General features: G+C 40.8%; 20 protein-coding genes and 3 pseudogenes. 5 read left to right on the top strand and 18 right to left on the bottom strand.

Translation table 11 applies throughout. The features are described from left to right. Nucleotide 1 precedes the first annotated feature (1 nt). From JCM15074_RS02635 to JCM15074_RS02605, 9 genes and pseudogenes are all read right to left on the bottom strand, one after another. A complete protein-coding gene (locus JCM15074_RS02635; protein ID WP_025819768.1) occupies nucleotides 2–658 on the bottom strand; it encodes a LysE family translocator in 657 nt (218 codons plus the stop codon). A 124-nt stretch (nucleotides 659–782) separates the two neighbouring features. Continuing rightward, nucleotides 783–1298 (bottom strand): thiol:disulfide interchange protein DsbA/DsbL, encoded by a 516-nt coding sequence (locus tag JCM15074_RS20575; protein ID WP_234400147.1) that lies wholly within the window; start codon nucleotides 1296–1298, stop codon nucleotides 783–785. Nucleotides 1299–1426: 128 nt separating this feature from the next. Next, entirely contained in the window at nucleotides 1427–2035 is a 609-nt protein-coding gene (locus tag JCM15074_RS20570; protein ID WP_051536807.1) for a Rossmann-fold NAD(P)-binding domain-containing protein, read from the bottom strand. Nucleotides 2036–2055: 20 nt separating this feature from the next. Further along, nucleotides 2056–2250, bottom strand: coding sequence for an NAD(P)-binding domain-containing protein (locus JCM15074_RS24715; RefSeq protein WP_051536806.1), 195 nt, complete (start codon nucleotides 2248–2250; stop codon nucleotides 2056–2058). After that, nucleotides 2240–2728: a DUF2919 domain-containing protein gene (locus tag JCM15074_RS02620; protein ID WP_025819766.1), complete on the bottom strand. Its 489-nt coding sequence runs from the start codon at nucleotides 2726–2728 to the stop codon at nucleotides 2240–2242. The genes JCM15074_RS24715 and JCM15074_RS02620 overlap by 11 nt, the downstream gene beginning before the upstream one ends. A 48-nt stretch (nucleotides 2729–2776) precedes the next feature. Then, nucleotides 2777–4785, bottom strand: a pseudogene (ligA, locus tag JCM15074_RS20565) (NAD-dependent DNA ligase LigA). Nucleotides 4786–4887: 102 nt separating this feature from the next. Beyond that, nucleotides 4888–5315 (bottom strand): annotated as a pseudogene (gene zipA / locus JCM15074_RS25560) (cell division protein ZipA); the annotation flags it as partial. Between the two features lie 360 nt (nucleotides 5316–5675). Continuing rightward, nucleotides 5676–5819: pseudogene (locus tag JCM15074_RS25555) on the bottom strand (cell division protein ZipA); the annotation flags it as partial. Between the two features lie 23 nt (nucleotides 5820–5842). After that, nucleotides 5843–9250, bottom strand: a complete 3408-nt coding sequence (locus JCM15074_RS02605; RefSeq protein ID WP_025819765.1) for an AAA family ATPase — start codon at nucleotides 9248–9250, stop codon at nucleotides 5843–5845. A 163-nt stretch (nucleotides 9251–9413) separates the two neighbouring features. On the opposite strand from JCM15074_RS02605, the gene cysZ reads away from it, so the two are divergent. Both cysZ and cysK read left to right on the top strand, forming a co-directional pair. Further along, nucleotides 9414–10187, top strand: a complete 774-nt coding sequence (gene cysZ / locus JCM15074_RS02600; protein WP_025819764.1) for a sulfate transporter CysZ — start codon at nucleotides 9414–9416, stop codon at nucleotides 10185–10187. 190 nt (nucleotides 10188–10377) lie between these two features. Continuing rightward, nucleotides 10378–11346, top strand: coding sequence for a cysteine synthase A (cysK, locus tag JCM15074_RS02595; RefSeq protein WP_025819763.1), 969 nt, complete (start codon nucleotides 10378–10380; stop codon nucleotides 11344–11346). 83 nt (nucleotides 11347–11429) lie between these two features. Here cysK and JCM15074_RS02590 read toward each other — a convergent pair whose 3' ends face one another. The 9 genes from JCM15074_RS02590 to napF form a co-directional block, all read right to left on the bottom strand. Beyond that, nucleotides 11430–14243 (bottom strand): ExeM/NucH family extracellular endonuclease, encoded by a 2814-nt coding sequence (locus tag JCM15074_RS02590; protein WP_025819762.1) that lies wholly within the window; start codon nucleotides 14241–14243, stop codon nucleotides 11430–11432. A gap of 531 nt (nucleotides 14244–14774) precedes the next feature. Then, entirely contained in the window at nucleotides 14775–15974 is a 1200-nt protein-coding gene (traF, locus tag JCM15074_RS02585; RefSeq protein WP_025819760.1) for a conjugal transfer protein TraF, read from the bottom strand. A gap of 407 nt (nucleotides 15975–16381) precedes the next feature. Continuing rightward, nucleotides 16382–17395, bottom strand: a complete 1014-nt coding sequence (locus JCM15074_RS02580; RefSeq protein WP_025819759.1) for a class I SAM-dependent rRNA methyltransferase — start codon at nucleotides 17393–17395, stop codon at nucleotides 16382–16384. A 132-nt stretch (nucleotides 17396–17527) separates the two neighbouring features. After that, a complete protein-coding gene (locus JCM15074_RS23915) occupies nucleotides 17528–17668 on the bottom strand; it encodes a TIGR02808 family protein (RefSeq protein ID WP_084266939.1) in 141 nt (46 codons plus the stop codon). A gap of 8 nt (nucleotides 17669–17676) precedes the next feature. Beyond that, complete coding sequence (locus JCM15074_RS02570; RefSeq protein WP_025819757.1) at nucleotides 17677–18252, bottom strand: NapC/NirT family cytochrome c; 576 nt, start codon at nucleotides 18250–18252, stop codon at nucleotides 17677–17679. A gap of 14 nt (nucleotides 18253–18266) precedes the next feature. Then, on the bottom strand, nucleotides 18267–18746 hold the full coding sequence (locus JCM15074_RS02565) for a nitrate reductase cytochrome c-type subunit (RefSeq protein ID WP_025819756.1): 480 nt from the start codon (nucleotides 18744–18746) through the stop codon (nucleotides 18267–18269). A 54-nt stretch (nucleotides 18747–18800) separates the two neighbouring features. Continuing rightward, nucleotides 18801–21287: a periplasmic nitrate reductase subunit alpha gene (gene napA, locus JCM15074_RS02560; protein WP_025819754.1), complete on the bottom strand. Its 2487-nt coding sequence runs from the start codon at nucleotides 21285–21287 to the stop codon at nucleotides 18801–18803. Between the two features lie 7 nt (nucleotides 21288–21294). Continuing rightward, nucleotides 21295–21573: a chaperone NapD gene (locus JCM15074_RS02555; protein ID WP_025819753.1), complete on the bottom strand. Its 279-nt coding sequence runs from the start codon at nucleotides 21571–21573 to the stop codon at nucleotides 21295–21297. Continuing rightward, nucleotides 21563–22072, bottom strand: coding sequence for a ferredoxin-type protein NapF (napF, locus tag JCM15074_RS02550; RefSeq protein ID WP_051536805.1), 510 nt, complete (start codon nucleotides 22070–22072; stop codon nucleotides 21563–21565). Before napF ends, JCM15074_RS02555 begins: the two co-directional genes overlap by 11 nt. 318 nt (nucleotides 22073–22390) lie before the next feature. Here napF and JCM15074_RS02545 point away from each other — a divergent pair, with 318 nt between their 5' ends. Genes JCM15074_RS02545 through JCM15074_RS02535 form a run of 3 tightly spaced genes read left to right on the top strand, consistent with a single transcriptional unit; the run spans nucleotide 22391 to nucleotide 26062 of the window. Beyond that, nucleotides 22391–23866, top strand: a complete 1476-nt coding sequence (locus JCM15074_RS02545; protein ID WP_025819749.1) for a NarK family nitrate/nitrite MFS transporter — start codon at nucleotides 22391–22393, stop codon at nucleotides 23864–23866. Between the two features lie 56 nt (nucleotides 23867–23922). Next, on the top strand, nucleotides 23923–25653 hold the full coding sequence (locus tag JCM15074_RS02540) for a bifunctional protein-serine/threonine kinase/phosphatase (RefSeq protein WP_025819748.1): 1731 nt from the start codon (nucleotides 23923–23925) through the stop codon (nucleotides 25651–25653). 25 nt (nucleotides 25654–25678) lie between these two features. Next, nucleotides 25679–26062 carry a hypothetical protein gene (locus tag JCM15074_RS02535; protein WP_025819747.1) on the top strand — a complete coding sequence of 128 codons (384 nt, stop codon included), beginning with the start codon at nucleotides 25679–25681 and terminating at the stop codon, nucleotides 26060–26062. Nucleotides 26063–26082: the final 20 nt, after the last annotated feature.

The following is a 26082-nucleotide window of genomic DNA, read 5'->3' as shown; positions in this document are numbered from 1 at the left end:
ACTAAGACATATTATCTAACGTCGCTAATTTAACACCAAAGCTAATCAGTACCACGCCAGTAATCGACTTAAACCAGCGTTGCAAACTGCTATTTTGGCCAAAACGCTTAAGCCTGATAAACAGCATGATCATCAGTGAAAACCAAATTAAATTAATCAATGCGTGTAATGTCACCAACATAAAAGCACTGTAAATATCAGCGTTTGCTGATAAAAATTGTGGGAATGCCGCAAGATAAAACATCGACACTTTAGGGTTTAGCATATTCGTCAAAAAGCCTTCACTAAAATCACGACTAAAGCTGAACGCTTTTTTGTCATTATCGGCATACCGATTTTGCGAAGTGATTGTCCCTGAATGCTGTTGGTATTGCCACGCTGAAATTAATGATTTAATTCCAATCCAACACAGATAAAGCGCGCCTAACATTTTAAATACCAAAAACAGCTGCGCCGATTGAAGTATCACTATCGATATGCCCAATATTGATAATGCGCCATGAATATAAAAGGCCGCCATAAAACCAAGAATATTAACAAACCCCGCCTGTTTACCTGCAATCAATACTGTTTTAGCAATAAGAACCCCATTAGGGCCAGGGGAAATCACAAGTAAACTGGCAACGGTGATAAAACTAATAATGTGTAGCCATTCCATGATTAATCGCCTCCCGTTAAGAATTTCCTAAATAACATAATGAGAAAACTTTAAATTGTCATGTCTTTATTAAAACAAAAAAGGCCAGCAATGCTGACCTTTATCTATAACGCTTTATTACGATTTATTTGGTTTTCAATGTCATCAAATAATCAATTAACTTAGCCGTTTCAGCTGGGGTTTTATAACCCACTTGAATCACATACTTACCATTGACCAATAAAGTCGGTACGCCTGTAATGCCAGACAGTTGAGTTTCGACATCGTAATTTGATAATGCAAACTTCATATCAGTCGATTTAAGTGCTTGCTCTACTGCTGATTTTTTTACGCCATGATCAGTAAAGAAATAAACTAAATCTTGGCTATTCATAAATGGCTCACCTTTATCATGGATCTGGCTGAAGATATCCATATTAATTGATTTAGGTAAGTTAAACTTCTGCGTTAAATAATAAGCTTGCTGGCCTAAGATCCAACTTGGACGCCCTGCACCTACGGGGGTACGAGTAAAGGTGACTGTTTTAGGTAATAGGCTGACTAATTGTTCAATATTTTGTTCTTGCTCATAACAATGTGGACAATAATAAGAGAAAAACTCACGCACTACTGGCGTTTTAGCTTCTGGAATGCCCTGCACCGTTAAGTAATCAACTCCATCAACATATGCTGCGCCATTGCTTGTGCAGACATCATGCTCATTAGCATGATAAAAAAGCCTGCTAGACTTTTATTTAATAACTTCATTCTATTATCTCTATTGGTTAATCAACATGCATCCAGCATAGTTAATGGATCTTCAAATTGATAAACAAAGCCAAGTTCCTTGGTTATTAAGCTACCATCGACCTGTTTATCGGTGACTACTGTCTCATTAAATTGAGGAGCTGCTAGCCCCATATGCAGACAAGCTGCAGTATAAAAAGTTTCTTTAGTGGGATGCATAGGCGCAACTAGATTATAAACCTGACTGACCATAGGCCGAGTTAATAATAATTTAACTGCGCCAATACAGTCCGCTTGATGCACTAAATTAACGCAGGCATTAGCACCACTAATATTTTGTTTACCCGCAAAAAAACGACCAGGATGACGCTTAGGGCCAATCAAGCCTGCAAAACGCAATACCACCGTTTGTGGGTAGGCTAAAAATAACTGCTCAGCTTGTAATAATACTTGCTGTTTAGGTGAGTCATTAACCGCATCTTGCTCGGTCATTACCCCTGCATCGGCATAAACCGCTGTGCTGCTAATAAAAATAATCCGTTTAAATGAACTGAAATCAATCTGTTCAATGAGTGTTTGCAGTTGATTTAAATAAGCTTCCGCTTGAAACACTAAGGTTTGAGGTTGACGTAGCTTGGGCGGAATACTCACAACAATGGCATCTGCGTCACTTATTTGAGAAATTGCTGCAGACGATACGCTTGATCCAAATCCAGTTGTACAGGTTCAATACCATATTGTGCGAGCTGCTGAGCCGTTACTTTTTCGCGTTTACTGCCGCAAACGGCAATATTATCGGCAATTAACGACTTTGCTAAGGCTAAACCAAACCATCCACATCCCACTATGGCAACTTTATTGACCATCAACTACGCCCTCTTCTCTATGCCAATCTTTAACATAAAACTTTAAATGCTTGGAATACAATAAATATAACCCACTCCAAAACAGTAATAGGATATCAACGGCAAAAAACCAACTAAATAGATAATCAGCATGATAAAGTCGTTGCCCCAGCAATACGCCATCAAGCAATAATAAGCCCCAGAGCACAATCATCATTTGCCTAAATACAGGTGCTAGCCATTGTGGTTTACGTTGCCGCTCTGCAATCACTAGCCCAAACAAAATTACCGCACCGATACCGGCAATCAATGCTTGAATAAAATCAAATCTATCAGGATAAAATAAACGCACAATTGCAGCGCGATCACTCGCTTGCGTTAATGATGCAATCCACACACACCAACCGCGGGCAAGATAAACCAAGATGGCATATAACCAAATCGGCGGTTTAACGTGGCCTTTATCATCGACCCATTTTATATGCTGAAAATCTACCACATATTTTCCTATAAAAAAGCCGTCAAATGACGGCTTCAATATCAACGATTAATACTGGCTAAACAGATCGAGTAAGCCTTGTTCATCAAGTACTTTAACGCCCAGTTCTTGTGCTTTAGCCAATTTAGAACCTGCTGCTTCACCAGCCACAACGCAATCGGTCTTTTTAGAGACACTGCCAGCCACTTTTGCACCAAGCTGCTGTAACTTTGCTTTAGCGTCGTTACGATTTAACTGTGCTAGCGTCCCAGTTAACACCCAAGTTTGCCCTGCAAGTGGCTGCGCATCAGCGGCAACTTCTGCAATCGCAGGCCAATTAATTCCTGCTGCCAGTAGTTTCTCTAATACTTCAAGGTTATGTGGCTGCGCAAAAAAGTGATTAATATGCTTAGCGACAACCACGCCAACATCTTCAACCGTTTGTAAGGTCTCAATATCAGCCGCGATTAATGCCTCTAATGTTTTAAAATGATTGGCTAAGTTAGCGGCAGTAGCTTCACCCACTTCACGAATACCAAGCGCATATAAAAAGCGTGCAAACGTAGTTTGTTTAGCGACTGCAATTGCATTAACGAGATTAGTCGCAGACTTAGTGCCCATTCGCTCAAGCATAGTCACAGCTGAAATAGTTAAACTAAATAGATCTGCAGGGTTTTCAACTAACTCTTTATCAATCAGTTGCTCAACCACCTTATCGCCCATACCATCAATATCTAACGCTTTACGTGAAGCAAAGTGTTTAATTGCCTCTTTACGCTGCGCACCGCAGAATAAACCGCCACTACAACGAGATACCGCTTCACCTTCTAGGCGTTCAACCAAACTGCCACACACGGGGCAATGGCTTGGGATCACAATCTCTTTAGCATCGTCTGGACGCTTTTGCGGCACAATCGCAACAATTTGTGGAATAACATCGCCAGCACGACGCACTATCACAGTATCACCGACTTTTACGCCTAAACGCGCTATTTCATCCGCGTTATGTAGGGTTGCGTTTGATACCGTTACTCCACCCACAAAAATAGGCTTTAAGCGTGCAACAGGCGTCACAGAACCTGTACGCCCAACCTGAAAATCAACGCCTTCAAGTAGCGTCATCTCTTCTTGAGCTGGAAACTTATAAGCAATCGCCCAACGCGGGGCTTTAGCAACAAAACCTAATGTTTGTTGCTGCTCAAGTTGATCAACTTTAATCACCACACCATCAATATCAAATGCAAGCTCTGCACGGCGCGTTAAAATTGATTGATAATATTCCATTACCTCGGCAATGCTCTGGCAACGCTTTACTTCGCTGCTGACAGGAAAGCCCCAACCTTTTAACTGCATAAGTTGCTGGAAATGGGTATCGGCCATCGGCCAGTCTGTCGGCTCTATCACACCTAGTGCATATGCATAAAACCCTAACGCACGCTTAGCGGTAATTTTACTGTCTAATTGACGTAAACTACCTGCTGCAGCATTACGTGGATTAACAAACTCTTTATCGCCATTTTTACGGGCACGTTCGTTTAATGCATCAAATGCCGCTTTAGGCATAATCACTTCACCACGAACTTCTAAAAGTGGCGGAAAGTTTTCGCCACGCAATGTCAGTGGAATTGACATAATGGTACGTACGTTTTCGGTAATATCTTCACCCGTAGTGCCATCACCACGGGTCGCTGCACGCTCAAACTTACCGTCACGATAAAGCAGACTCACGGCTAAACCGTCAAGTTTAGGCTCACAACAATAAACGACTGCGCCAACACGATCAGTAATACGCTTATTAAAACCAGCAAACTCCGCCTCATCAAATACGTTATCAAGCTAAGCATTGGCTTTAAATGGGTAATTTGATCAAACTTGGCTAATGCCATGCCCCCCACACGCTGACTTGGTGACTCTGGCGTCACCAATTGTGGATACTCGGCTTCAATCGCCTTTAATTGTTGCATTAAGCGATCATATTCAGCATCAGGAATGGTGGGATTATCATCCACATAATAGCTGTAGTTATGTTGATTTAATTCAGCAATAAGCTGTTGTAATTGTTCAATGGTTGCTTGCATATCACTACCTAAGAAATCGGTTTAATACTCTATTAATGACCACTCGTATTAAACGTGATAAGGCCGCAAAAAGCGGCCTTATTAAAAATTATTGATATATCGTTAAACAGCTGCCGCAGCCTTAATTCGAGATAGGTAGGCTTGTTTACTCACCTCGGTCCACAGCTCACGTTTACCATCAAGCACAATGGCATCTAAGTCGTCAGCTAATTGATAAGCTGAATTTAGCATGATGGAGAAATTGCGCTTAGCATCACCATGGCAAGGTAACTGTAAAAACATCACCACACCATTAGTGGTAAATTGTTCCATATTATCTGGATCAAATACGCCAGGTTTAACCATATTCGCTAATGAGAACAGTACAGGCCCTGTGCCCGCATTATCTTCATGACGATGGAAAATCTGCATATCCCCAACTTAAGGTTCAGAGTTAATAAGCAAGGCAGTAATTCGTCACCGCCTAACACTTTGCCCTCTTTTGCTACCACATGTAAGACCAATACATCGACTGGCTCACCTAAAGGCTCAGGCTCTTTTGCAACAGGTGCGGCTTCAACGCTTGGCTCTGTGGCAGCAGCTTGAATGGGTTCAGCAACTGTTTCAGTTTCAACTACTGGCTCAATGGTTACCTGTGGCGTTACTTCTGGTTCAGCAATTGCTGCTTTCACTTCTGCGGCAATAGTAGGTTCAACTTGCGGAGCAATGCTTGGCTCCACTTTGGTCACCGGCGCATTAGCCGAGTTCACTTCAGGCTCAACATGAATTGATGGCTCTTGGCGCTGAATGTGTGAAGATGCGGGCTTTTTAGGCGGCATACGCGGCTCTTCTTTAATCACGCGAGGCTCACTCACATATTCGCTACCACTAACGTCGGCCTGTTTTTTAGCGGCTTGATCTTTATAAAAGTCAGCCATAGGACTATCTTTTGCAGATTTAGGTTGCTGCTTTCGGATCGACCAAAAACCGTGTACCAGTACCGCAATAATTGCTACTGCCCCTAATACAAATAATAACAGCTGAAAATTTTCCATTGGTTACCCTATTATTCCTATGGTTATCCAGCGTCGGCCATCGCCACCGCTTCATCTATATCTACTGCAACTATACGCGACACTCCTGGTTCATGCATAGTTACGCCTGTTAATTGATCAGCCATCTCCATGGTGATTTTATTGTGACTAATATATATAAACTGTACCTCTTTAGACATCTCTTCCACTAAGCGACAAAACCGCTCAACGTTAGCGTCATCTAAAGGTGCATCAACTTCATCGAGCATACAAAATGGTGCTGGATTCAGTCTAAAAATAGCAAATACCAATGATAAAGCGGTTAGTGCTTTTTCACCACCAGAAAGCAGGTGGATAGTGCTATTCTTTTTACCTGGAGGTCTGGCCATAATGGTGACCCCAGTTTCTAATAAATCATCGTCAGTGAGAGCTAAATAAGCACTACCACCGCCAAATACCTTAGGAAATAAAATACTAAGATCTTGGTTTATCTGGTCGAAAGTCGTTCTAAAGCGACTTCTTGTTTCACGGTCAATCTTGCGAATAGCTTCAGCTAAACTCGCCAATGCTTGCTGTAAATCGTCATTTTGTCGGTCAAGATAACTCTTACGCTCATTTTGCTGTTCAAATTCTTCAATTGCCGCGAGGTTAATCGCACCAAGACGTCCTATTTTTAAGCGTAACTTATCTAACTGTATCTGACTTTGACTAATGTCTAAATGTTCAGGTAATTCGGCTAACACAGTGGCAATATTAATATTATCTTGCAGCAATTGCTGTTTATAACTGCCCGATTGACCTTTTACACCTTCACAGCGTAACTTTAACTCGCTGATCGCCTGAGTCAAGCTTTCTATCACACTAACTAACTGTTTTTGTTTTATTGTTGACTCATCTAACGCATGCTGCCATTGCTGTAACTCAGCACGAGTCTGTTGCAATTGCTGTTGTTGTTGCTGTTGTTTATCTAACTTTAACTGTAACTGCTGTTGCAGCAACAACTGACGCTGCGCCGGATCTTGTATTTGCGAAGTATCACTACTCAGTTGTAACTGTTGTTGACGTTGTTGTAATTCAGCAATACGTTCGGTGGTTGCCGTCAGTTGTTGCTGCGCCAATAAATATTGCGTTTGTTGTTGATTTAACTGATTCGTTAACGTTTGCTGTTGCTGCTCAATCTGAGTCACTTGCTGAGTTAACTGCTTTAAATTTTGCTGTTGCTGCTGGCGGTCATGACTTAGCTGACTCAAGTCATTAGCACGTTTTTGCAGATCATCCTGCTGCTGTTCAATCTGCTCTTCCGTCAAAATGCGCGTATTTAACTGCTCAATTTGCTCATTCAAATTCTGCTGCAACAAGCTGTATTTTTGCTGCTCAGCTTTGACTTCAATTTGGCGCGCCAGAATATGCTCTGATTCAGTTTGTAGCTTGGTTAACGCTAACTGGCTTTGCTGTTGATTAAACTGTAATTTTTTCAGTTGTTGCTTCTGGGCTAACAATCGATCTGATAACAATAATTGCTGCTCAACTTTGTCATCAATTTGTTGCTGCAACATGGCGATTGCATCCGTCAATATCACCTGTTCACTGACCAATTGAGCGGCATTAGTATCGTGACTTGCAGCTGCGATACGCACACCTCTGGCCCATATATCACCATTTTGCAGCACAATTAATTCATGTTCAGCCAAGCTTGGCAATAACGCATAAGCTTCTGCCTCACTGGTTAACCAATGTACATGATGACACCAAGGTTCAAGATTAACCGATGCAGATAAAATTGGTGAAAAAGCACGCCGAGCTTGATGGGTAAAACCATATTCATCAATGTTATGGGTCACGCCCTGTCCAAGCAGATGCCCAAGTAAACTATCAACAGCAGTTTCCCAACCTTGAGCAACCTCAATTTGTTGCCACACTGACTCTTGTTGGCCGTGTTGCTGTAAATTAAGCAGCCACTGCTCAACCAGCTCTAAACGGGCTTTTTTAGCCGCTAACTGCTGACGTTGCTCGCTGATGGCATCATCGAGTACGCGATCTTGCTCAGTACATTGCGCCTGTTGCTGCTCAGTTGCCACTATTTTAGTGACGAGCTCGCTGACTTCGGTTTGCAATGTGGCAATACGCGCTAGTTGAGTGCTTGCTTGTTGATGATCAAATGACTCAAGTTTGGCCATTTGCGCCGTTACATTCTGTAAATGCTCCTGCTTTTGCTGCAAATTTTGCTGATTATGCTGTTGCTGACTTTTAGCTAATTCAAACTGCAACTTTAACTGACTTTGTTGCTCTTGTTGTTGCTCATAAGCTAGGTTTAATTCATCAACCTTGGCTTGCTGAATTTCAACTTGTTCATGCAATTGCTCTAACTGCAGCGCCAACATCTCGCACTCTTGCGTCAGCGGTGATTTAAGTCGCTCAGCTTGTTCAATATGCTGCTGATTATCAGCTTGCTTCTGTTTCAGTTGTTGTAACTGTTCAGCAATGGTCTGCAACTGCGTTTCAGTTTGACTATCTTGTTGCTGTTGATGAGTTAATTGCTGCTCCAACTTAGCAATATCAGTATTGGTTTGATAATAACCTTCAACTTTTTGCTGCTCTTGGCTGGTTAAATCAGCCATTTTTAATTCGATTTGTAAGCGATCTTTATCAAGCTTTTGTAACAGCGTTTGCTCTTGGGTACGCGCTAACTCTTGCTTGGCTATTTGCTGCTCAAGCTCACTAATTTGCTGCTGCAACTGCTGATACTTAGCCACCGCTAATTGTGCATTAATGCTACGCTCTTGCTGCTTTAATTCGCGAAACTGCTTGGCCGCTTTCGCCTGTGATGACAATTTATCTAATTGTGTCCCTAGCTCGTGGCGAATATCACCTAATCGTTCTAGGTTTTCACGGGTATGACGAATACGAATTTCAGTATCGCGGCGGCGTTCTTTATAACGCGAGATACCAGCTGCTTCTTCAATAAAGGTACGCAGCTCTTGCGGTTTAGATTCAACTAAGCGTGAAATAGTACCTTGACTGATAATGGCATAACTGCGAGCACCGAGTCCGGTACCCATAAAGAGATCGGTAACATCTTTACGACGACACTTTTGGCCATTGAGAAAAAAGCCTGTGTCACCATCTCGGCTCACTTGCCTTTTTACACTAATATTTTCGTAATGAGCATAGGGACCTGAAATGCGGCCAGCATTGTTTTCAAATAACAGCTCAACAGAAGCAACAGAGACCGGGCGACGAGCAGTCGAACCGTTAAAAATAACGTCGGTCATAGAATCACCGCGTAGGTTTTTAGCTGAGCTTTCGCCTAATACCCAACGTACAGCGTCAATCACATTCGACTTACCACAACCATTGGGACCAATAATTGCAGTGAGTGGGTGATTAAAGGGAATTTTGGTAACATCTACAAACGACTTGAATCCCGCTAATTTTATTTGTTTTAATCTCATGGAAAAGTCGTTGTACTCAATTGATGTCAGAACGGATATAGCCGACCACTTTAGCAAAATGGGCCATACCTTGTAACGCTTTTTATCAATTTAGACTTGTCATCCGCACACAGCTTGCTCACAATTCAATTATTATTCCTCTTTTTATGACAAACTGAGCAAAATGACAGCAAATCAACCGTCAACACCTAAAAGTGGTGCGAGCTATTTTATGCAGGGCTTTAATCTCATTACTCGCCCTGGCCTACGCCGTTTTGTATTTATTCCACTCATGATCAACCTTGTACTGTTTGCCATCGCATTTTATGCCGCCATTATTCAGCTTGAATCACTATTTGCATGGTTAAGCAACGCGCTACCTGATTACCTAAGTTGGTTAAACTTCCTATTATGGCCACTTGCCATTATTGCCCTACTCGTCGTCATCTCATTTATATTTAGTTCTGTGATGAACTGGCTGGCGGCACCATTTAATGGTTTATTAGCCGAGCAAGTTGAACAGGCTCTCACCAATAAACCGCTATACACTGGTGGCACTGCCGAGTTAATCAAAGATCTACCGCGTGTGTTGGGACGAGAGTGGACTAAATTAAAATACTACTTGCCCCGCGCAATCTTATGTTTACTGTTGTTTTTAATCCCTGTGATTGGCCAAACCGCAGCGCCTGTTATTTGGTTCTTATTTACCGCATGGATGATGTCGATTCAATATTGTGATTACCCATTCGATAACCACAAAGTTAAATTTGATGATATGAAGCAGGTGTTAAAATCAAACAAAGGTCGTAGTGTCAGTTTTGGAGCAACGGTGACCTTGTTTTCGATGATCCCAGTGGTTAACTTTATTGTCATGCCAGTGGCAATTTGTGGCGCGACAGCAATGTGGGTAGACCAATACCGTAAAGACTACAAACACCCAGTTATTGCCCCTGAATAATGGGTTATCATGATAAATTAAAGGCTGCTTATGTAGCCTTTCCTTTATTTATCCAATAGTTACGAGTAAATATCAATTATTATCAATACAAAGTTGCTTATAACTTTTTGGAATATAGAAGTGCAAATTTTCACTTCTCTTTCAGCGTAATCGGATTATGCTTAACTTAACAATGAAAGGAGTCCGACCCATGAGTAAAATTTTTGAAGATAATTCGTATACCATTGGTAATACACCATTAGTGCGTTTAAACCGTGTCAGTAATGGTCGCGTATTAGCAAAAGTTGAAGCAAGAAATCCAAGTTTTAGTATTAAGTGTCGTATTGGCGCCAATATGATTTGGGATGCTGAAAATAAAGGGCTCCTCACCCACGACAAAGAATTGATTGAACCGACCTCAGGCAATACCGGTATTGCGCTCGCATATGTTGCTGCTGCTCGTGGCTATAAGCTCACCCTAACCATGCCGAATACCATGAGTTTAGAGCGTCGTAAGCTACTCAAAGCATTAGGGGCTAACTTGGTATTAACTGATGGCGCCAAAGGCATGAAAGGCGCTATCGAAAAGGCGGAAGAGTTATGCCAACAAAACCCCAATAAGTATGTATTATTGCAGCAATTTGAGAACCCAGCTAACCCAGCGATTCACGAACAAACCACTGGCCCTGAAATTTGGTTAGATACCGATGGTGAAGTTGATGTATTTGTTGCCGGTGTGGGTACTGGTGGCACGCTAACAGGCGTAAGCCGCTATATTAAAAACACCCAAGGGAAAGCGATTACCACGGTTGCAGTAGAACCTTCTGATTCCCCCGTAATAGCACAAACACTCGCTGGTGATGAAGTTAAACCAGGCCCACATAAAATCCAAGGTATTGGTGCAGGCTTTATTCCCGGCAACCTTGACTTATCATTAGTCGATAGAGTGGAAGCTGTCAGCAATGAAGAATCTATCGAGATGGCAAAACGGTTAATGCAAGAAGAAGGCATTCTGGTGGGTATCTCATCTGGCGCTGCCGTTGTTGCCGCTAATCGCATTGCTGCCCTACCTGAGTTTGCAGATAAGAATATTGTCGTCATCTTACCATCCGCGGCAGAGCGCTATTTATCATCAGCATTATTTGCTGGCGAGTTTGGTGAGTTAGAAACCGAGCAGTAAATAACGCAGTATCACAATATAAAAACGCCCTCAAAATGAGGGCGTTTTGGTTTTTATCAATACTCAAACTTAATACTGAAGAGTTAGTATTTCAATACGGTTTTATCTTTTAACCCGTCGTTATCAGTAACCACTAACTTCACTTTAGAAGCACTGCCAGCAAAACGAACTACCACAGGTGACAATGATTTATAACCATCATTAAACTTCCACTTATGGCGTTTAATATAACCATCGCTGTCGCTACTTTGTGAAATAAACAGATCGATAAACCATAAATCAATATGCTTGATTACCGCCTCAGGGGCTTGTTGCTCCACACCTTCTACGGTAACGGTCTTACTGAGCTCTGTTTGAGCACCATCATCATCCGTTACGGTTAACGTCACTTGATATTCGCCCGCTTCACTAAAGCTATGTTGTACTTGTTCAGTATCATATTCTGAACCATCACTGAGTTGCCATTGGTAAGCAACCACTTCGCCATCAGCATCGGTTGCATCAGCATTCAGTTGTACATTCAGCCCATCAATACTGATATCAAAATCAACTTCTGGCGCAACGTTATCAGCCTCAAAATCAAGACTTAATATAACAGGATCATGATCCGATGAACGGTAAGCATCTGCACTATACCAATCAGTGACTTGCTGCTCAGTCTTAAACTCAACATTATAATCCAGCACTTTAGGCTCATCGGTATTGATATGCCACTCAGCCGCATCAACCAAATGCTCCAATAACAGTTCGTTAGCGAGTGCATGATCAAGCTGACCTGATGCGCCTCTAAATACATAGGAGTAAGTAGGTACTTTACCTAAATACTCAGCCACTTCTTGATAGCCTCCCTGCTTTAAGGCTGTCAGTGGATCTTCTTTGGCATAGGCATTGAGATCGCCTAATACGGCAATAGGTTGTTCTGGATATGTTTCAGCAAGGTAACTCACTATCGCTTGTGCTGCACGAGTACGGGTTTGATTACAGTTGCCTTGACCATCACCCAAATCAGGATCGCCTAACTCATCACAATTACTGCCTTTGGATTTAAGGTGATTAACTGCAACCACAAAACTTTGTCCAGACTCATTATCAGTAAAGGTTTGTGACAACATTGGCCGATTTTTATTGTCATTAAACAGTGGTTGCTGCTGTTCATCCAATGCCGAGTTGGCTGAGGACAGAATATTAGCGGCCCCCGTTGCGGTTACGGTAGCACTGCGATAAATAATACCGACCGTAATTGCATCATCACCAATCTTGGCGACATCTGGCACCACGTAGCTATATTGCTGACCTGAAGCAGTAGATAACCCTTGAGTTAAGTCGGCAATGGCAGAAGTATCAGCAAAGCCGTCATTTTCAAGTTCCATCAGGCCATAAACATCGGCATCAATTGCCACCATCGCACTGATGATTTTTGCACGTTGACGCTCAAATTCGGCACTAGAATCTGCACCGCGATCGGTTGGATAACCACCGCCTAAGCCATCACCATTAAAGTAATTAAGTACATTAAAGCTGGCTAAACTGATATCGGCTTCAGTCAGTTGGGGGGCATCGCTGCGGGGATTAGTCGCGACAAAATTAATGGTTTCAGATGGCATTAATCGATATTGATTAAAACCATAATGCATAATGGCAGTGACATTGGTCGCACTATCACCCACTCGTAGCGTATTTTCAGCCGTCAATCCCGGTGCAGGATAACGGACAACATCGGGATTTTGTGCGGTTAAGCCGTCATCTAAAATAATACTGTCTTTAGTATTTGCCGCAATTACCGCATTAGCGTCATCACCCGGCATGGCGACTTGAGTCCCAATATAATGGCGACTGCTACCCAGTAGCACTTCACCATAACGGCCTAATTGATAAACTTCATTTACCATTAGATCCTGCTCAAAGCTCACTCGCATACCTTCTACCGCTTCAAACTCTGATAAATCGGTATATGGCAAACTGATCATAGCTGCCGTGGGTTGTGCCTGATTCGCCGCACATAATTTATCCGCTTCAATCATGCTTAATTGAGTTGCACCTTGATATTCACTTACTTGTGCTTTTAGACGAACTAAATCCCCCTCTTGGTATGTCATCTCACTGTTACCAAAGTAAACAAACACCCCTTCAGAAGTGGCACTATCAGCATCAATATCAGCATCTGGCGTTTGAATAAAGAGACCTTTTAACCCTTGCTGTACAGAGGTCACTACAGCTTCAACTTCAACAACTTCGCCAGCTAATGGAGTGCTTTCACCACTTCCCTGCAATTGATGGATCATGGTCGCTGGATCATTACACACTAGCTCACCACCCGGTGGCGGTACAATTGGGTCCCCGCCCTCAAACTGACCAAGATCACTGATATCATCTTTAGCAAAACCCAACCAACTTGATAAATCAGCAGCATCATCAATAATGGTATCTACAACGATGTTGTCTGGATCTCGGCGTATGGTGTTATCTTTAGTCGACACATCGCCACTGCCCCATTCATTTCCCGGATCCACACCTACTTGGCCGATACTATCGAGCACTTGATCGCCGACACTTAATACCACCGCGTCATCACCATTAAAAAAACTGGCATTACTGGCTAAATCTGCCACCGCTAATATCGCTTCATTAGCATCATTATCGGCAATCACATAAGTAGAGTTAGCACTCAGCACCCCCTCTAAATTAATCACAGATGATGGTTCTGCATTGCCATTAAAATAGAAAGATAATTGATAATTGGTGAGATCAACATTACTGCCGGATGGGTTATAAAGCTCTATCGCTTTATTATTAGCACTACCTTCAACGTATTCAGAAATAAATAAATTATCGGCAGCAATAGCAGATTGACTTGCCGCAGCTACGGCTAAAGAAATAACACTTAATTTTGACAACATATAATAACCTCAAAGTATCCATACAGGGTATTACAGACAAGATACCGATTAGATTAAAGATGTGAGTAATTCAGAGCTTGTCAGCCTTTTCAGTTCTAGGCGCATTGATGAAGTAATGGCTATTCCCTTCCGAATCGATGCAACACAGAAATGAAAAGGCCTGCCATGCTCACCTCGTGCGGGTTTCAAGGCACTTTATACTGCGTTGAACATTCTCAAAATAGAATAACTATTCCAGTCAAATGTTCGTCTTGTCTACAGCGCCTTGAACTCCCGCTGAATACACACTTTCTTAATATAATTGGTATCTATTGTAATAACGTCGCGAAGTACTATAAATGGATTTAATGTCAAAATCGTTACAAAATGATACTTATTTGTTAAAAATTATCCACATTTACAATTGCAAAAATATAACTTAATGAAATGCTAACGATTAAAAATTTCCGCAGAAACTCGTTTGCTCAATAAATAAACAGCCATAAATCATCCTCATTTATGGCTGCTAATCACTTACTAAAATCTAATAAATTAGAACTTAAAGCCTAATTGTAGATTTGCACCATAATCATCATGTTCACTCATTTCTGCCGCAATATCTAAGCTGAACAGATCAAATGGTGATAAGCCTAGACCTACACTGTAATAATCTTGATAATTATTGGCTAAGTCAGTCTTATAGCCTGCACGTACTTGCACTTGCTCAAAGATATCAGCTTCTAAACCTAAACGAGCCCATTGGCGCTCTTGTAGAAACTGATCATTATCTAATACAAATGACTTGTCTTTAATTAAATCAACATCAAGCGCAGCAGTCATGCCCATACCCGTTACGGCAACACCTGCAACCACGGTTGGCTCTAAAGTCACTTTCTCACCTTTAATGTTTACAATCTCTTGTTTCACTAAGTTACGAGCCACTAAGCCTAACTCAACCATGCCCAAGTTTTTATGTAAACCTAAGTCAAAGTTAAAGCCAGTTTTGTCAGTGCGATATTGATCTTCAAAATAATCACTGTCGTCATAATTAGCGATCGTCGCAGTATACGCATAAGTATCAAGGCGCTGTACTTTAGGGGTAACACCCACTGCAAATTCACCGATAACAGGTAAATCGAATTGACGCGCAAAATTGAAATCAATGCTGGTTACCGCGATACCGCGAGCAGTACCATCAGACTTAATGTCTGTTTGATTAAAGTCACCAGACGCATAAGCATTTTCTAGCAACTGCTCATCACTGTCAGCAAATCTAAAATCACCTTTAGCCCAGACTTGTGAAGTTATAGCCATACCAAATGCAAAGGTTTTTGATGGCATATAAACGGCTAAATCAACGCCTACGCTAGCGTTGATCTTTTCTTTATCTAGACCTTTTAAATCGGCAATTAATAAGTCAGCTTGTTGCTGAGCATCTTCAGGCGAAACACCGCCACCAGCACCGACATTGACCATGCCTTCAAAAATATCTAATTGATGCTGTACATCATCTACTTTATCAATCGTATCTTGAAAATCATGTGCGGCCGCGCCGACGCCTAACTTAATATAAACATCATCATTAACATCAAACTTTGTTAATAATGCAGGGTTCAAGTTAGCGCGAGTAAAATCGCCTGCTGCAACACCAACACCTGCCATCCCCATACTTTTTGCATCACTCATGTCTGCTGCAAAAATAGTCGGTGATAAGGTTAATGCAATAACTGCGGCGATATGTGAAACTTTCATTAAATACTCCATTTATAATGTTTTTTGTTTTCAATATAAATTGTATCTAATAAAAATATGATCATGTCATAACACTTACGCTTTATTTTTAATATATGTATCACGTCACATTTTATGTAACAATATATTTCAAATATTTAAGTTTACTTTGCAAATACCAGATGGTTTAACATTAATAATACTTTCAAAATTAATATTTACTAACGATAAGGTTAAATAGTATAAATCATAAATACTTATACTCTTCAGCAATCAATATTTGCCAATAGCAATTAATTCTATAATTACGTTTTAAGGTATATTGATTATTATTTGTTTTATTAAGCACTCACTAATTTAATGGGTTGTATATAAAAAAACCGCATCTTTTGATACGGTTTATATATTATATAAATAGCACTTTAGTTTTAAATATCACTAATCGTTAAAGCCACCATTTTTAACGGGTGATTACCATCAAATGATGGAAAATCTTGCTCACACTCGAGCCATTGATGCGAAGTGACTTGTCGGCCTTGTTTTTCAACACAGCGAATTAAGCTTGTAAACCAGCTATCTCGATCAACTTTAGCCACGTTATTACAGCACACAATCGTACCACCAGATTGAGTGGCTAACATGGCAGGTTTAAATAAACCTTGGTAGTCATTAATTAGATCAACCGTACCAAATGGGCTTTTAGCGAAACGTGGCGGATCTAAAAATACCAGATCAAATTGAGTTGCGGCAAGCTTGGGATATTTAGGCAGCTTCTGATTTCGACGACCACCAACATTTACCCCAGCAAGTTGTCTAATCGCAGGAAATACATCACTTTGAACAAACTGACATTGAGCCTCAACCTGATTTAACTCAGCATTAAGCTTACCCGCCGCTAACGCAAATGAAGAAAAATCGACATTCATCACTGATTTGGCACCGCCAACTGCAGCAGCTGTACCAATGCCACAAGTATATGAAAATAGATTGAGTACGGTTTTGTCAGCGCTATTGGCTAACATATATTGACGACCTGCCCGCATATCTAAAAATAACAGTGGATCTTGTCCTTCATGACGTAACTGAGTCGTGAATTTGATGCCATTTTCTTGCATCACTAATGCCTGCTTAGCTAACTCATCATGTTGATCCGTTAAATCGTTACCGATACGCGAATTTTTAGCAGAACGATCATTATAAATCACGGGCAATGGCATTAACTCAGTCAATACCGTTTCAATTTCAGCTAAGGCAGCCGCAGTAAGTGACTCATGAAAAGTCTGGATTAACCAAGCATCACCGTAACGGTCAATATTTAAGCCATTAATACCTTCTACTGTGCCATGAAAAACACGGTAGCAATCAGTCTGATTGGTTGACATTTGCTGGAAGAAATCACGACGTTTTTCAATCGCCGTATTAAGTAATGCGGTAAATGACATAATAAATGGAAACTCTGCGCAGTATAGAAGGAAATTATCGGGGGCGGATTGTAACATGACCAGATCAATTAAGGGCTATTATTTAAAAGCCCAGCAAACCTTGCTGGGCTTATTATCACAACTACTAAACCATTACTCCGTAGTCGATGGTTTATCCCATCTTGAAAGAATAGCGACTGAAATTGCAGCGACCACAGCGAAGCCGGTTAAAATAATCACTGGCATAGCAATGTAACCTAAAATATGCCACATCACGTTTTCAAAGGTACTCATAAGCTCTCCTATTGCCAGTTTTCGACATTTTTCATATCAGGTAATTTATGTGCAATCCCCTTATGACAATCAACACAAGTTTTATCGCCACTTGCTAGTGCAGTCGAATGTTGTTTGACACTTCTTGGTGCTTGCTCTGAAAAGTCCATAAAGGCAAATTCATGACAATTACGGCACTCTTGCGAGTTATTGTCCTTCATCCGCTTCCACTCACGCTCAGCTAAATGCGCACGACGAGCTTGGAATTTTTCAGTGGTACTAATTGTCCCCATCGCAAAAGCCACCAGCTCTTTTGACGCTTGTACTTTACGTACAATTTTGTCTGTCCAATTATGTGGTACATGACAATCTGAACAAATAGCTCGAACACCAGAACGATTAGAATAATGGATAGTTTCTTGGATTTCTAACACAATCGGTGCATGACACCCTGAGCAGAATTCCTCTGTATTAGTCGCTTCCATTCCAGTATTGAATGCGCCCCAAAACAGCAAACCACCAATAAATCCCATAAATAATACAATACCTAACGCCGCTTTACTGGGCGAGGTTAAGCGTTTAAAAAATGACTTTAATAATGCCATATTACACCTCGCTGCTAGTCGTTACTGTTAGGTCTTAATGATTCAACTTCTTTAAAATCATTCTTGATTAACGGCTTAGCATCTACCTGAGGTACATGGCACTGCACGCAAAAATAACGTCTAGGTGATACGTCTGACAAAATCTGATCACTGCGGTTTTGATAATGAGTCACACTAATCTTAACCGCCCCTGACTCTTTCGCTTGTTTCCAGCTATGACAAGATAAGCATTTATTGGCATTCATCGATATTTCATAATTACGAATATGATGAGGGATCATTGGTGGCTGACCCACAAAGTTGTTATCCAACTTACTGACCTGTCTTGATACTTTTTTTAAGGGATCTGCTGGCCGAGTTTGCTCTAACTCTGCATCACCACGTAGAGAATGTACTCCACCGATACCACCGGGATTATCATTAGCAGTCGCCCAAGTAGAGGCCATTAATATTGCCGTGCTAAATAAACTGGTGAAAATTATTTTATGCTTCATATTCACACTCCATTGTGTGGCTAAATATTGGTAATTTTTATCTGCTCTCAATCACTAAGCTTTGCTAATTTTAATGGCACACTTCTTAAAATCAGTCTGCTTTGACAAAGGATCTGTTGCATCTAATGTCAGCTTATTAATCAATATTCGCGCATCAAAAAATGGGACAAATACCAAGCCTTCAGGTGGACGATTACGACCACGAGTTTCAACTCTACATAACACCTCACCACGACGAGACTGCAGTAAAACCTCATCACCACGACGAAGATTACGCTTTTTAGCATCTGCTGGGTTGATATAACAAAGCGCATCTGGCACCGCTTTATAAAGTTCAGGTACACGCGCCGTCATCGTACCTGAATGCCAATGCTCTAACACACGACCAGTACATAGCCACATATCATATTCTTGATCTGGTACTTCAGGTGCACCTTCAAATGGCGCAAAAATGATGTCAGCTTTACCATCTTTTTTACCATAAAAGCGGAAACCACTACCTGCAGGCACATAAGGATCGCTGCCTTCAGCAAAACGCCATTGCGTTTCTTTACCATCAACAACAGGCCAACGTAAGCCACGCACTTGGTGATACACATCATAAGGAGCAAGATCATGACCATGACCACGACCGAATGTTGCATATTCTTCAAATAGTCCTTTTTGAACGTAGAAGCCTTGATCTCGTGCATCATCATTTAAAGGTTGTGCTTCTGATAACGGATATTTATCCACTTGACCGTTACGGAATAGCACTTGATACAAGGTCTTGCCGGTATACTCAGGATGCTGAGCAACAAACTCCTTGCCCCACGCTTCTTCTACCGTAAAACGCTTAGAAAACTCCATTAATTGCCATAGATCAGACTTCGCTTCACCCGGCGCTTTAACTTGCTGATACCATGCTTGAGTACGGCGCTCGGCATTACCATAAGCCCCCTCTTTTTCAACCCACATTGCGGTTGGTAAAATAAGGTCAGCGGCTTGGGCTGTAACGGTTGGGTAAGGATCACTACAAACAATAAAGTTCTCTGGATTACGGTAACCAGGTAAACGTTCTTCATTAATATTTGGGCCAGCCTGCATATTGTTATTACACATTACCCAATAAGCATTTAACACCCCATCTTTGAGTTTGCGGTCTTGCAATACCGCATGGAATCCTGGTTTAGGCGGAATAGTCCCTTCAGGCAACTTCCAGATTTTTTCAGAAATTTGACGATGCTTAGGATTCGCCACCATCATATCAGCAGGTAAACGGTGTGAGAATGTGCCCACTTCACGCGCCGTACCACAAGCTGAAGGCTGCCCCGTCAATGAAAATGGACCATTACCCGGCTGTGAGATCTTACCGGTTAGTAGATGAATGTTATAAACCAAACTGTTCATCCACACGCCACGAGTATGTTGATTCATACCCATCGTCCAAAGTGACATCACTTTTAAATTTGGATCAGCATAGTACTTGGCGAGTTCAAGTAGGCGCTCAGCAGGAACCCCTGTCATTTCAACGGTTTTCTCTAACGTATATTCAGCAACTGCGGCCTTATACTCATCAAAACTCATTGGTGACATTGCACCACTATTAGGATTAGCCGCGGCTTTTTGCAAAGGATGATCGTCGCGTAAACCATAACCAATATCTGTTGCTGTACGCTTGAAGTTGGTGTGTTTATTAACGAAATCCCAATTTACTGCATCATTTTGGATGATGTAATTTGCAATAAAGTTAGCCATAACCAGATCAGATTGCGGCGTGAAGATAATGCTATTGTCCGCTAACTCAAATGAACGATGGTGATAAGTCGATAACACATTAACGCGCACATGTTCATGACTCAAACGACGATCAGTTAATCGGGTCCAAAGCACAGGATGCATTTCTGCCATATTTGAGCCCCACAGCACAAATACATCAGCATTCTCAAAATCATCATAACAGCCCATTGGCTCATCAATACCAAAGGTACGCATAAAGCCACCTACAGCAGACGCCATGCAATGACGCGCATTCGGATCGATATTATTAGAGCGGAAACCCGCTTTCATTAGCTTAACAGCGGCATAACCTTCCATCACCGTCCACTGACCAGAGCCGAACATACCGACACTCGTTGGCCCTTTGGCTTTTAATGCTTGCTTCCATTTGTCTGCCATCACATCAAAAGCGGTATCCCATGACACGGGATGAAACTCACCATGCTTATCATACTTGCCATCAGTCATACGAAGTAATGGTTGCTGTAAGCGATCACTGCCGTACATGATTTTTGATAGAAAATAACCTTTTACACAGTTTAAGCCTTTGTTTACAGGTGCTTCTGGATCACCTTGGGTACCCACAACGCGACCATTTTGAGTCCCCACTAACACAGAACAACCTGTGCCACAAAAACGGCACGGTGCTTTTTGCCATTTAATCTTGGTGTCGTCTGAACTGACAATTAAATTGGTTGCTGATGCGGGTAAAGAGATCCCTGCTACGGTGGCGGCAGAAAGTGCTGCATTCGCCTTTATAAACTCACGTCTTGTGATTGCCATATATTAATTACCCTTCTATTTCACTCGCTAAAATTGTTGATTTTGGTTCAATTTGGTGAAATACCAAAAATGCGTTCAATACGTGTTCTAACTGATTAATCTGCTCTAATGTTGACGTAATTTGATGCTGCTTTTCACACTCAAGTACCACCACAATCTTGCCCACTTCACTACTGGCAAAAATTTCAGCACCTGCAAGTAACTTAATTTGCTGTTGTACCGTATTGAGAAACTGAGGTTTCACATGTACAACTACACTCGAAATATGGACTTCATCAAAAGCCATGATTCTCCTCCTGAAAATAATGCTGCACTTTAACAACTGAAATAGCCTCAACCGGGCATGTGTTAATACATGCGCCACAGCCAGTGCATTTATCTTGTTGTAGAAATATTTGATGGCCGCCAACTTGCGGCAAGAATTTGATTGCTTGCTCATCACACACATCATTACAGCTACGGCACTCCACCTGCCGTAATGACAAACAATTCGCATTTATCTGCGCCACTTGTAGCCAAGGGCGCTCATGCTGAGGAAGAAATAATGGAAGTTCACAGGCGTTAGCACAGGCATAACAAAAAGTGCATTCGCCTTGGCCTTTTTTGAAGTTAATAACAGGATAACTAAATTGATTAAGCTCAATAATATGGGTTTCACATGCATTCATGCATGCATTACAACGACTACATAAATCATAAAATTCTGACTCAGTTTTAAGCCAAGGCATTACGCTAGTATGTGAATCTTGTAATCTAAATAACAATTTACGTCGCTGTTTATCCATAATTTTCAAATTGCATTCCATGCATAAGCTTAACGTTCAATGCAGTAACAATACCACTTAACGCATCGATAACGAACAAACACACAAAATATAACACCAACAACATTGATAGAGATCAAATAGTAACAAATCAAACACTAATTAGCACCAACTAGTTACATATGAAAAAACAATAACCACAACAAACGTATTGTTAACAAAATACAAACATAAGCCATACCTAATTGATACAGATCAACGTCCCATGCTCATTTTTCAGTAAAAATATTAGTAACTTCTAATGCGTTAAAAGATAAGAAATCACCTTGGGGCTTGCCGATGTCTAAACACACACAATTACATTTGCTCAATTTTGCAGATCCAAAAATTAGAACACTTCATATCACTTGGTTTGCATTTTTTTTGACTTTCTTTGTGTGGTTTAGTCATGCCCCATTAATGGTATTTATTAAAGAAGCCTTTGCACTTTCATCAGCACAAATTAAGGCTTTACTGATCCTCAATGTCGCATTAACGATTCCAGCAAGAATAATTATTGGCATATTGGTCGATAAATTCGGACCGAGAATCGTTTATTGCAGCTTGCTCGTGTCGGCCTCCATTTTGTGTATCACTTTTGCAACTGCAAATAGCTTTGAACAATTGGCTTTCTTTCGATTTTTACTGGGTTTTGTTGGTGCTGGATTTGTCATTGGTATTCGCTTAGTTGGCGAATGGTTCCCTGCAAAACAAGTTGGAATAGCTGAAGGAATTTATGGCGGCTGGGGCAATTTTGGTTCTGCGGCAGCAGCAATGACCTTGCCGACTTTAGCCTTAATGTTTGGAGGTGATAATGGCTGGCGCTATGCTCTTGGTTTAATAGGTATATTAATTGGCATATATGCCATTATTTTCTACACATTAGCGCGCAATACACCAAAAGGCTCTACCTATTTTAAGCCTAAAAAATCAGGTGGATTAGAAGTCACAAGTTGGAAAGATTTTTATTTTTATCTTGCCATGAATATCCCAATGTATATTGCATTAGCGGTATTAGCATGGAAACTATCGCCAGCAGGCGTTAACCTTTTCAGTGCCAATATGATGTACCTCATGTGGGGCAGTTTAGTTATATTATTTTTAGTTCAAGTTAATTCTATTTGGCGAGTGAATAAAAGTAATTTAACCAAAGGAGTACCCGATCTTGAAAGATATGAATTTAAACAAGTTGCCATTCTAAATATTGCTTATTTTGTTACCTTTGGCTCTGAACTTGCAGTTGTATCAATGCTACCTCTGTTCTTTTTAGAAACATTTGAAGGACTTGACCCAGTAAAAGCGGGCTTACTGGCGTCCGGATTTGCATTTATGAATTTAGTCGCTAGACCTACCGGGGGGTGGTTTAGTGATAAATTTGGGCGACGAAAATCATTAATGATCTTTATTGGGGGCCTCACATTAGGTTACCTATTGCTAAGTCAAGTAAGTGGAACTTGGTTTATAGCCTTTGCGGTGATAGCAACTATGGCATGTTCATTTTTTGTTCAAGCAGGAGAAGGCGCAGTTTTTGCTATCGTTCCCCTCGTAAAACGCCGAATGACGGGGCAAATTGCAGGAATGACGGGGGCATATGGCAACGTAGGCGGTGTGACATATCTAACCATTCTTTCCTTCGTCGATTACAGTACATTCTTTATATTAATAGCAGCATCTGCCGCTGTGATATTTTTTGCAGTCATGTTTCTAAATGAGCCTAAAGGTCATATGGCTGAAGTGAATGAGGATGGCACGGTTGAATTAATCGATGTTAATTAACATTTATGAACCTATACTCGCAATAGACCGATACCAATATAGTGTGGTGCATCAATATGAATAACAATAACCTACTTAATATTGAACTTGCTAGCCACAGTATACGGGGCTTAAAAAAGATCAATGAGGACAGTGTAGGTTCTTTGTCACCGACTAATGAGACACTGCGTAATGAAAAAGGGGTGGTACTTGTTGTAGCCGATGGTGTTAGTAGTGCAGAAGCAGGCAAAGCAGCAAGTGAAATGGCCGTCAACCGGTTTATTGAAGATTACTATGCAGCCCCTGATACTTGGTCAGTAAAGCATGCTGGTCAAAAAATATTGTCCAGCATCAATATCGCGCTTTTTAAACGCAGTCATGAATTTGCTAGTGATGAAAAAGGTTACCTGACCACATTTACTGGCGCGGTGATTAAATCACAAACTTGCCATTATTTTCATGTTGGTGATAGTCGGGCTTACCTGTTAAGGGCCGGAGAGCTGTCACAATTAACTCGGGATCATACCGCTAATATTGCCAATGGCCGAAGCTTCCTAACTCGGGCATTAGGTATGGATAACTGCCTACAAATCGATTATAGCAAACTTAATTTAAAGTTAGATGACCAGCTAATATTAACAAGCGATGGCATTCATGACTTTATTGAGCAAGACAAACTAGTAGAAATCTTATCATCAGAGTCGAGCAACCAACATAAAATTGAACAACTCATAAATTTAGCCCAAATAAATGGTAGTGATGACAATATTAGTGGGGTTATAGCCCGAATTATTACCCTACCGAATGAAAGTTTAAATGACTATAACAATAAGCTTACCTCCCTTCCCTTCCCTCCAACACTTTACACAGGTGTTGTATTAGATGGTTACAAAGTACTCGACGAGCTCTTTGCTAGTAGTAGAAGCCAAATATATTTAGTAGAAGATATAGAAACAGGCAAGGTCATGGCAATGAAAACACCATCAATCAATTTTGCTGAAGACGCTGGTTATATTGACCGTTTTATTCAAGAAGAGTGGATTGGGAAAAGGATTCATAGCGACTATGTGGTTAACGTTATTAGGCAGGAGAGAAAACGCTCTTGTCTCTACTATTTAATGGAATATATTAACGGTAAACCTCTTGACCAATGGATGCTAGAAAATCGTTTCCCAAAGCCTAAGCAAGCCATCACTATTATTGAACAAATTGCTAAAGGTTTAGCTCAATTCCATAAAATGGATACTATTCACCAAGACTTAAAACCTGCAAATATCATTATTGATGACGATCTTAATATTAAAATAGTCGATTTTGGCTCTGTATTTGTGGCGGGGATTGCAGAAGTATTTATCCCCCTAGAGCATGACGGAGTACTTGGCACTGCCACCTACTCAGATCCCAAATATTTACTCGGCAAAAACACAGGGATTCAAGGCGATTTATATTCACTTGCAACTATTACCTATGAGCTATTTTGCGGTGGACTGCCCTATGGTAATAAAATAGAGGAGTGTCAAACAGCATTTCAATATGACAAACTTAGATATATTCCTGCCAATACTAAAAATCCAATTATTCCTATTTGGTTCGATCGTACGTTACAAAGAGGTGTCAGTTTTGATTTAGAGCAAAGATATCTACACATTGATGACTTTATTAACGATCTAAAAACACCAAATGCTGATTATCTACTGGATGACCCAATAATAAAAAAAGACAAAAACAAAATTTTATTTTGGCAATTACTTTCTGGATTTTGGATTTTAATGTTCTTTTTAGTTATCGCCGTATTTAAATATAATTAACTATCACAACTATAGAGTAAATATAATGATTAGCACGTTTAATGATTTAATTAACATATTACAAAACCAAACTAATCCACAAAGATTACTTTTATTATTTGCTAATGCTGAATCAACAGATTCACATAATAATCAAAATGGGTTTATCACACCTGTGATGTGTGTTGATAAATCACTATCCGACATCACATCATTTCATCACCTCATTAAAGAAGCTGATGAGATAAACAAACAGTGGAACTTTATGTTTGTTGCCTCTTTAAGTGGTGAGAAAGACAAAGAACCAACCACCACAGAAGCTGAACCATTTCTCAATAAAATGGCACATGATATTGAAACTGGAAACAGTATTAATCGTTATGTTATTTTCGATAGAGAAGAAAACCCAATAGAAATAGAAGCAAACTAACGCATAATAGGGATACTGCA

This window comes from Shewanella marina JCM 15074, assembly GCF_000614975.1.
Taxonomy (GTDB): Bacteria; Pseudomonadota; Gammaproteobacteria; order Enterobacterales; family Shewanellaceae; genus Shewanella; species Shewanella marina.
The sequence above is the reverse complement of the archived record's forward strand: the minus strand, read 5'-3'. Positions and strand labels throughout refer to the sequence as shown.

Bases quoted from the DNA above. Each gene is read 5' to 3' on its own strand.
- JCM15074_RS02555 (WP_025819753.1), bottom strand. From the start codon at position 21,573: ATGGCTTTTGATGAAGTCCATATTTCGAGTGTAGTTGTACATGTGAAA.
- JCM15074_RS02580 (WP_025819759.1), bottom strand. From the start codon at position 17,395: ATGTCATTTACCGCATTACTTAATACGGCGATTGAAAAACGTCGTGAT.
- JCM15074_RS02535 (WP_025819747.1), top strand. From the start codon at position 25,679: ATGATTAGCACGTTTAATGATTTAATTAACATATTACAAAACCAAACT.
- JCM15074_RS02540 (WP_025819748.1), top strand. From the start codon at position 23,923: ATGAATAACAATAACCTACTTAATATTGAACTTGCTAGCCACAGTATA.
- JCM15074_RS02570 (WP_025819757.1), bottom strand. From the start codon at position 18,252: ATGGCATTATTAAAGTCATTTTTTAAACGCTTAACCTCGCCCAGTAAA.
- JCM15074_RS02635 (WP_025819768.1), bottom strand. From the start codon at position 658: ATGGAATGGCTACACATTATTAGTTTTATCACCGTTGCCAGTTTACTT.
- napF (WP_051536805.1), bottom strand. From the start codon at position 22,072: ATGGATAAACAGCGACGTAAATTGTTATTTAGATTACAAGATTCACAT.
- JCM15074_RS02590 (WP_025819762.1), bottom strand. From the start codon at position 14,243: ATGTTGTCAAAATTAAGTGTTATTTCTTTAGCCGTAGCTGCGGCAAGT.
- cysZ (WP_025819764.1), top strand. From the start codon at position 9,414: ATGACAGCAAATCAACCGTCAACACCTAAAAGTGGTGCGAGCTATTTT.
- JCM15074_RS02565 (WP_025819756.1), bottom strand. From the start codon at position 18,746: ATGAAGCATAAAATAATTTTCACCAGTTTATTTAGCACGGCAATATTA.
- JCM15074_RS23915 (WP_084266939.1), bottom strand. From the start codon at position 17,668: ATGAGTACCTTTGAAAACGTGATGTGGCATATTTTAGGTTACATTGCT.
- traF (WP_025819760.1), bottom strand. From the start codon at position 15,974: ATGAAAGTTTCACATATCGCCGCAGTTATTGCATTAACCTTATCACCG.
- cysK (WP_025819763.1), top strand. From the start codon at position 10,378: ATGAGTAAAATTTTTGAAGATAATTCGTATACCATTGGTAATACACCA.
- JCM15074_RS24715 (WP_051536806.1), bottom strand. From the start codon at position 2,250: ATGGTCAATAAAGTTGCCATAGTGGGATGTGGATGGTTTGGTTTAGCC.
- JCM15074_RS02545 (WP_025819749.1), top strand. From the start codon at position 22,391: ATGTCTAAACACACACAATTACATTTGCTCAATTTTGCAGATCCAAAA.
- napA (WP_025819754.1), bottom strand. From the start codon at position 21,287: ATGGCAATCACAAGACGTGAGTTTATAAAGGCGAATGCAGCACTTTCT.
- JCM15074_RS02605 (WP_025819765.1), bottom strand. From the start codon at position 9,250: ATGAGATTAAAACAAATAAAATTAGCGGGATTCAAGTCGTTTGTAGAT.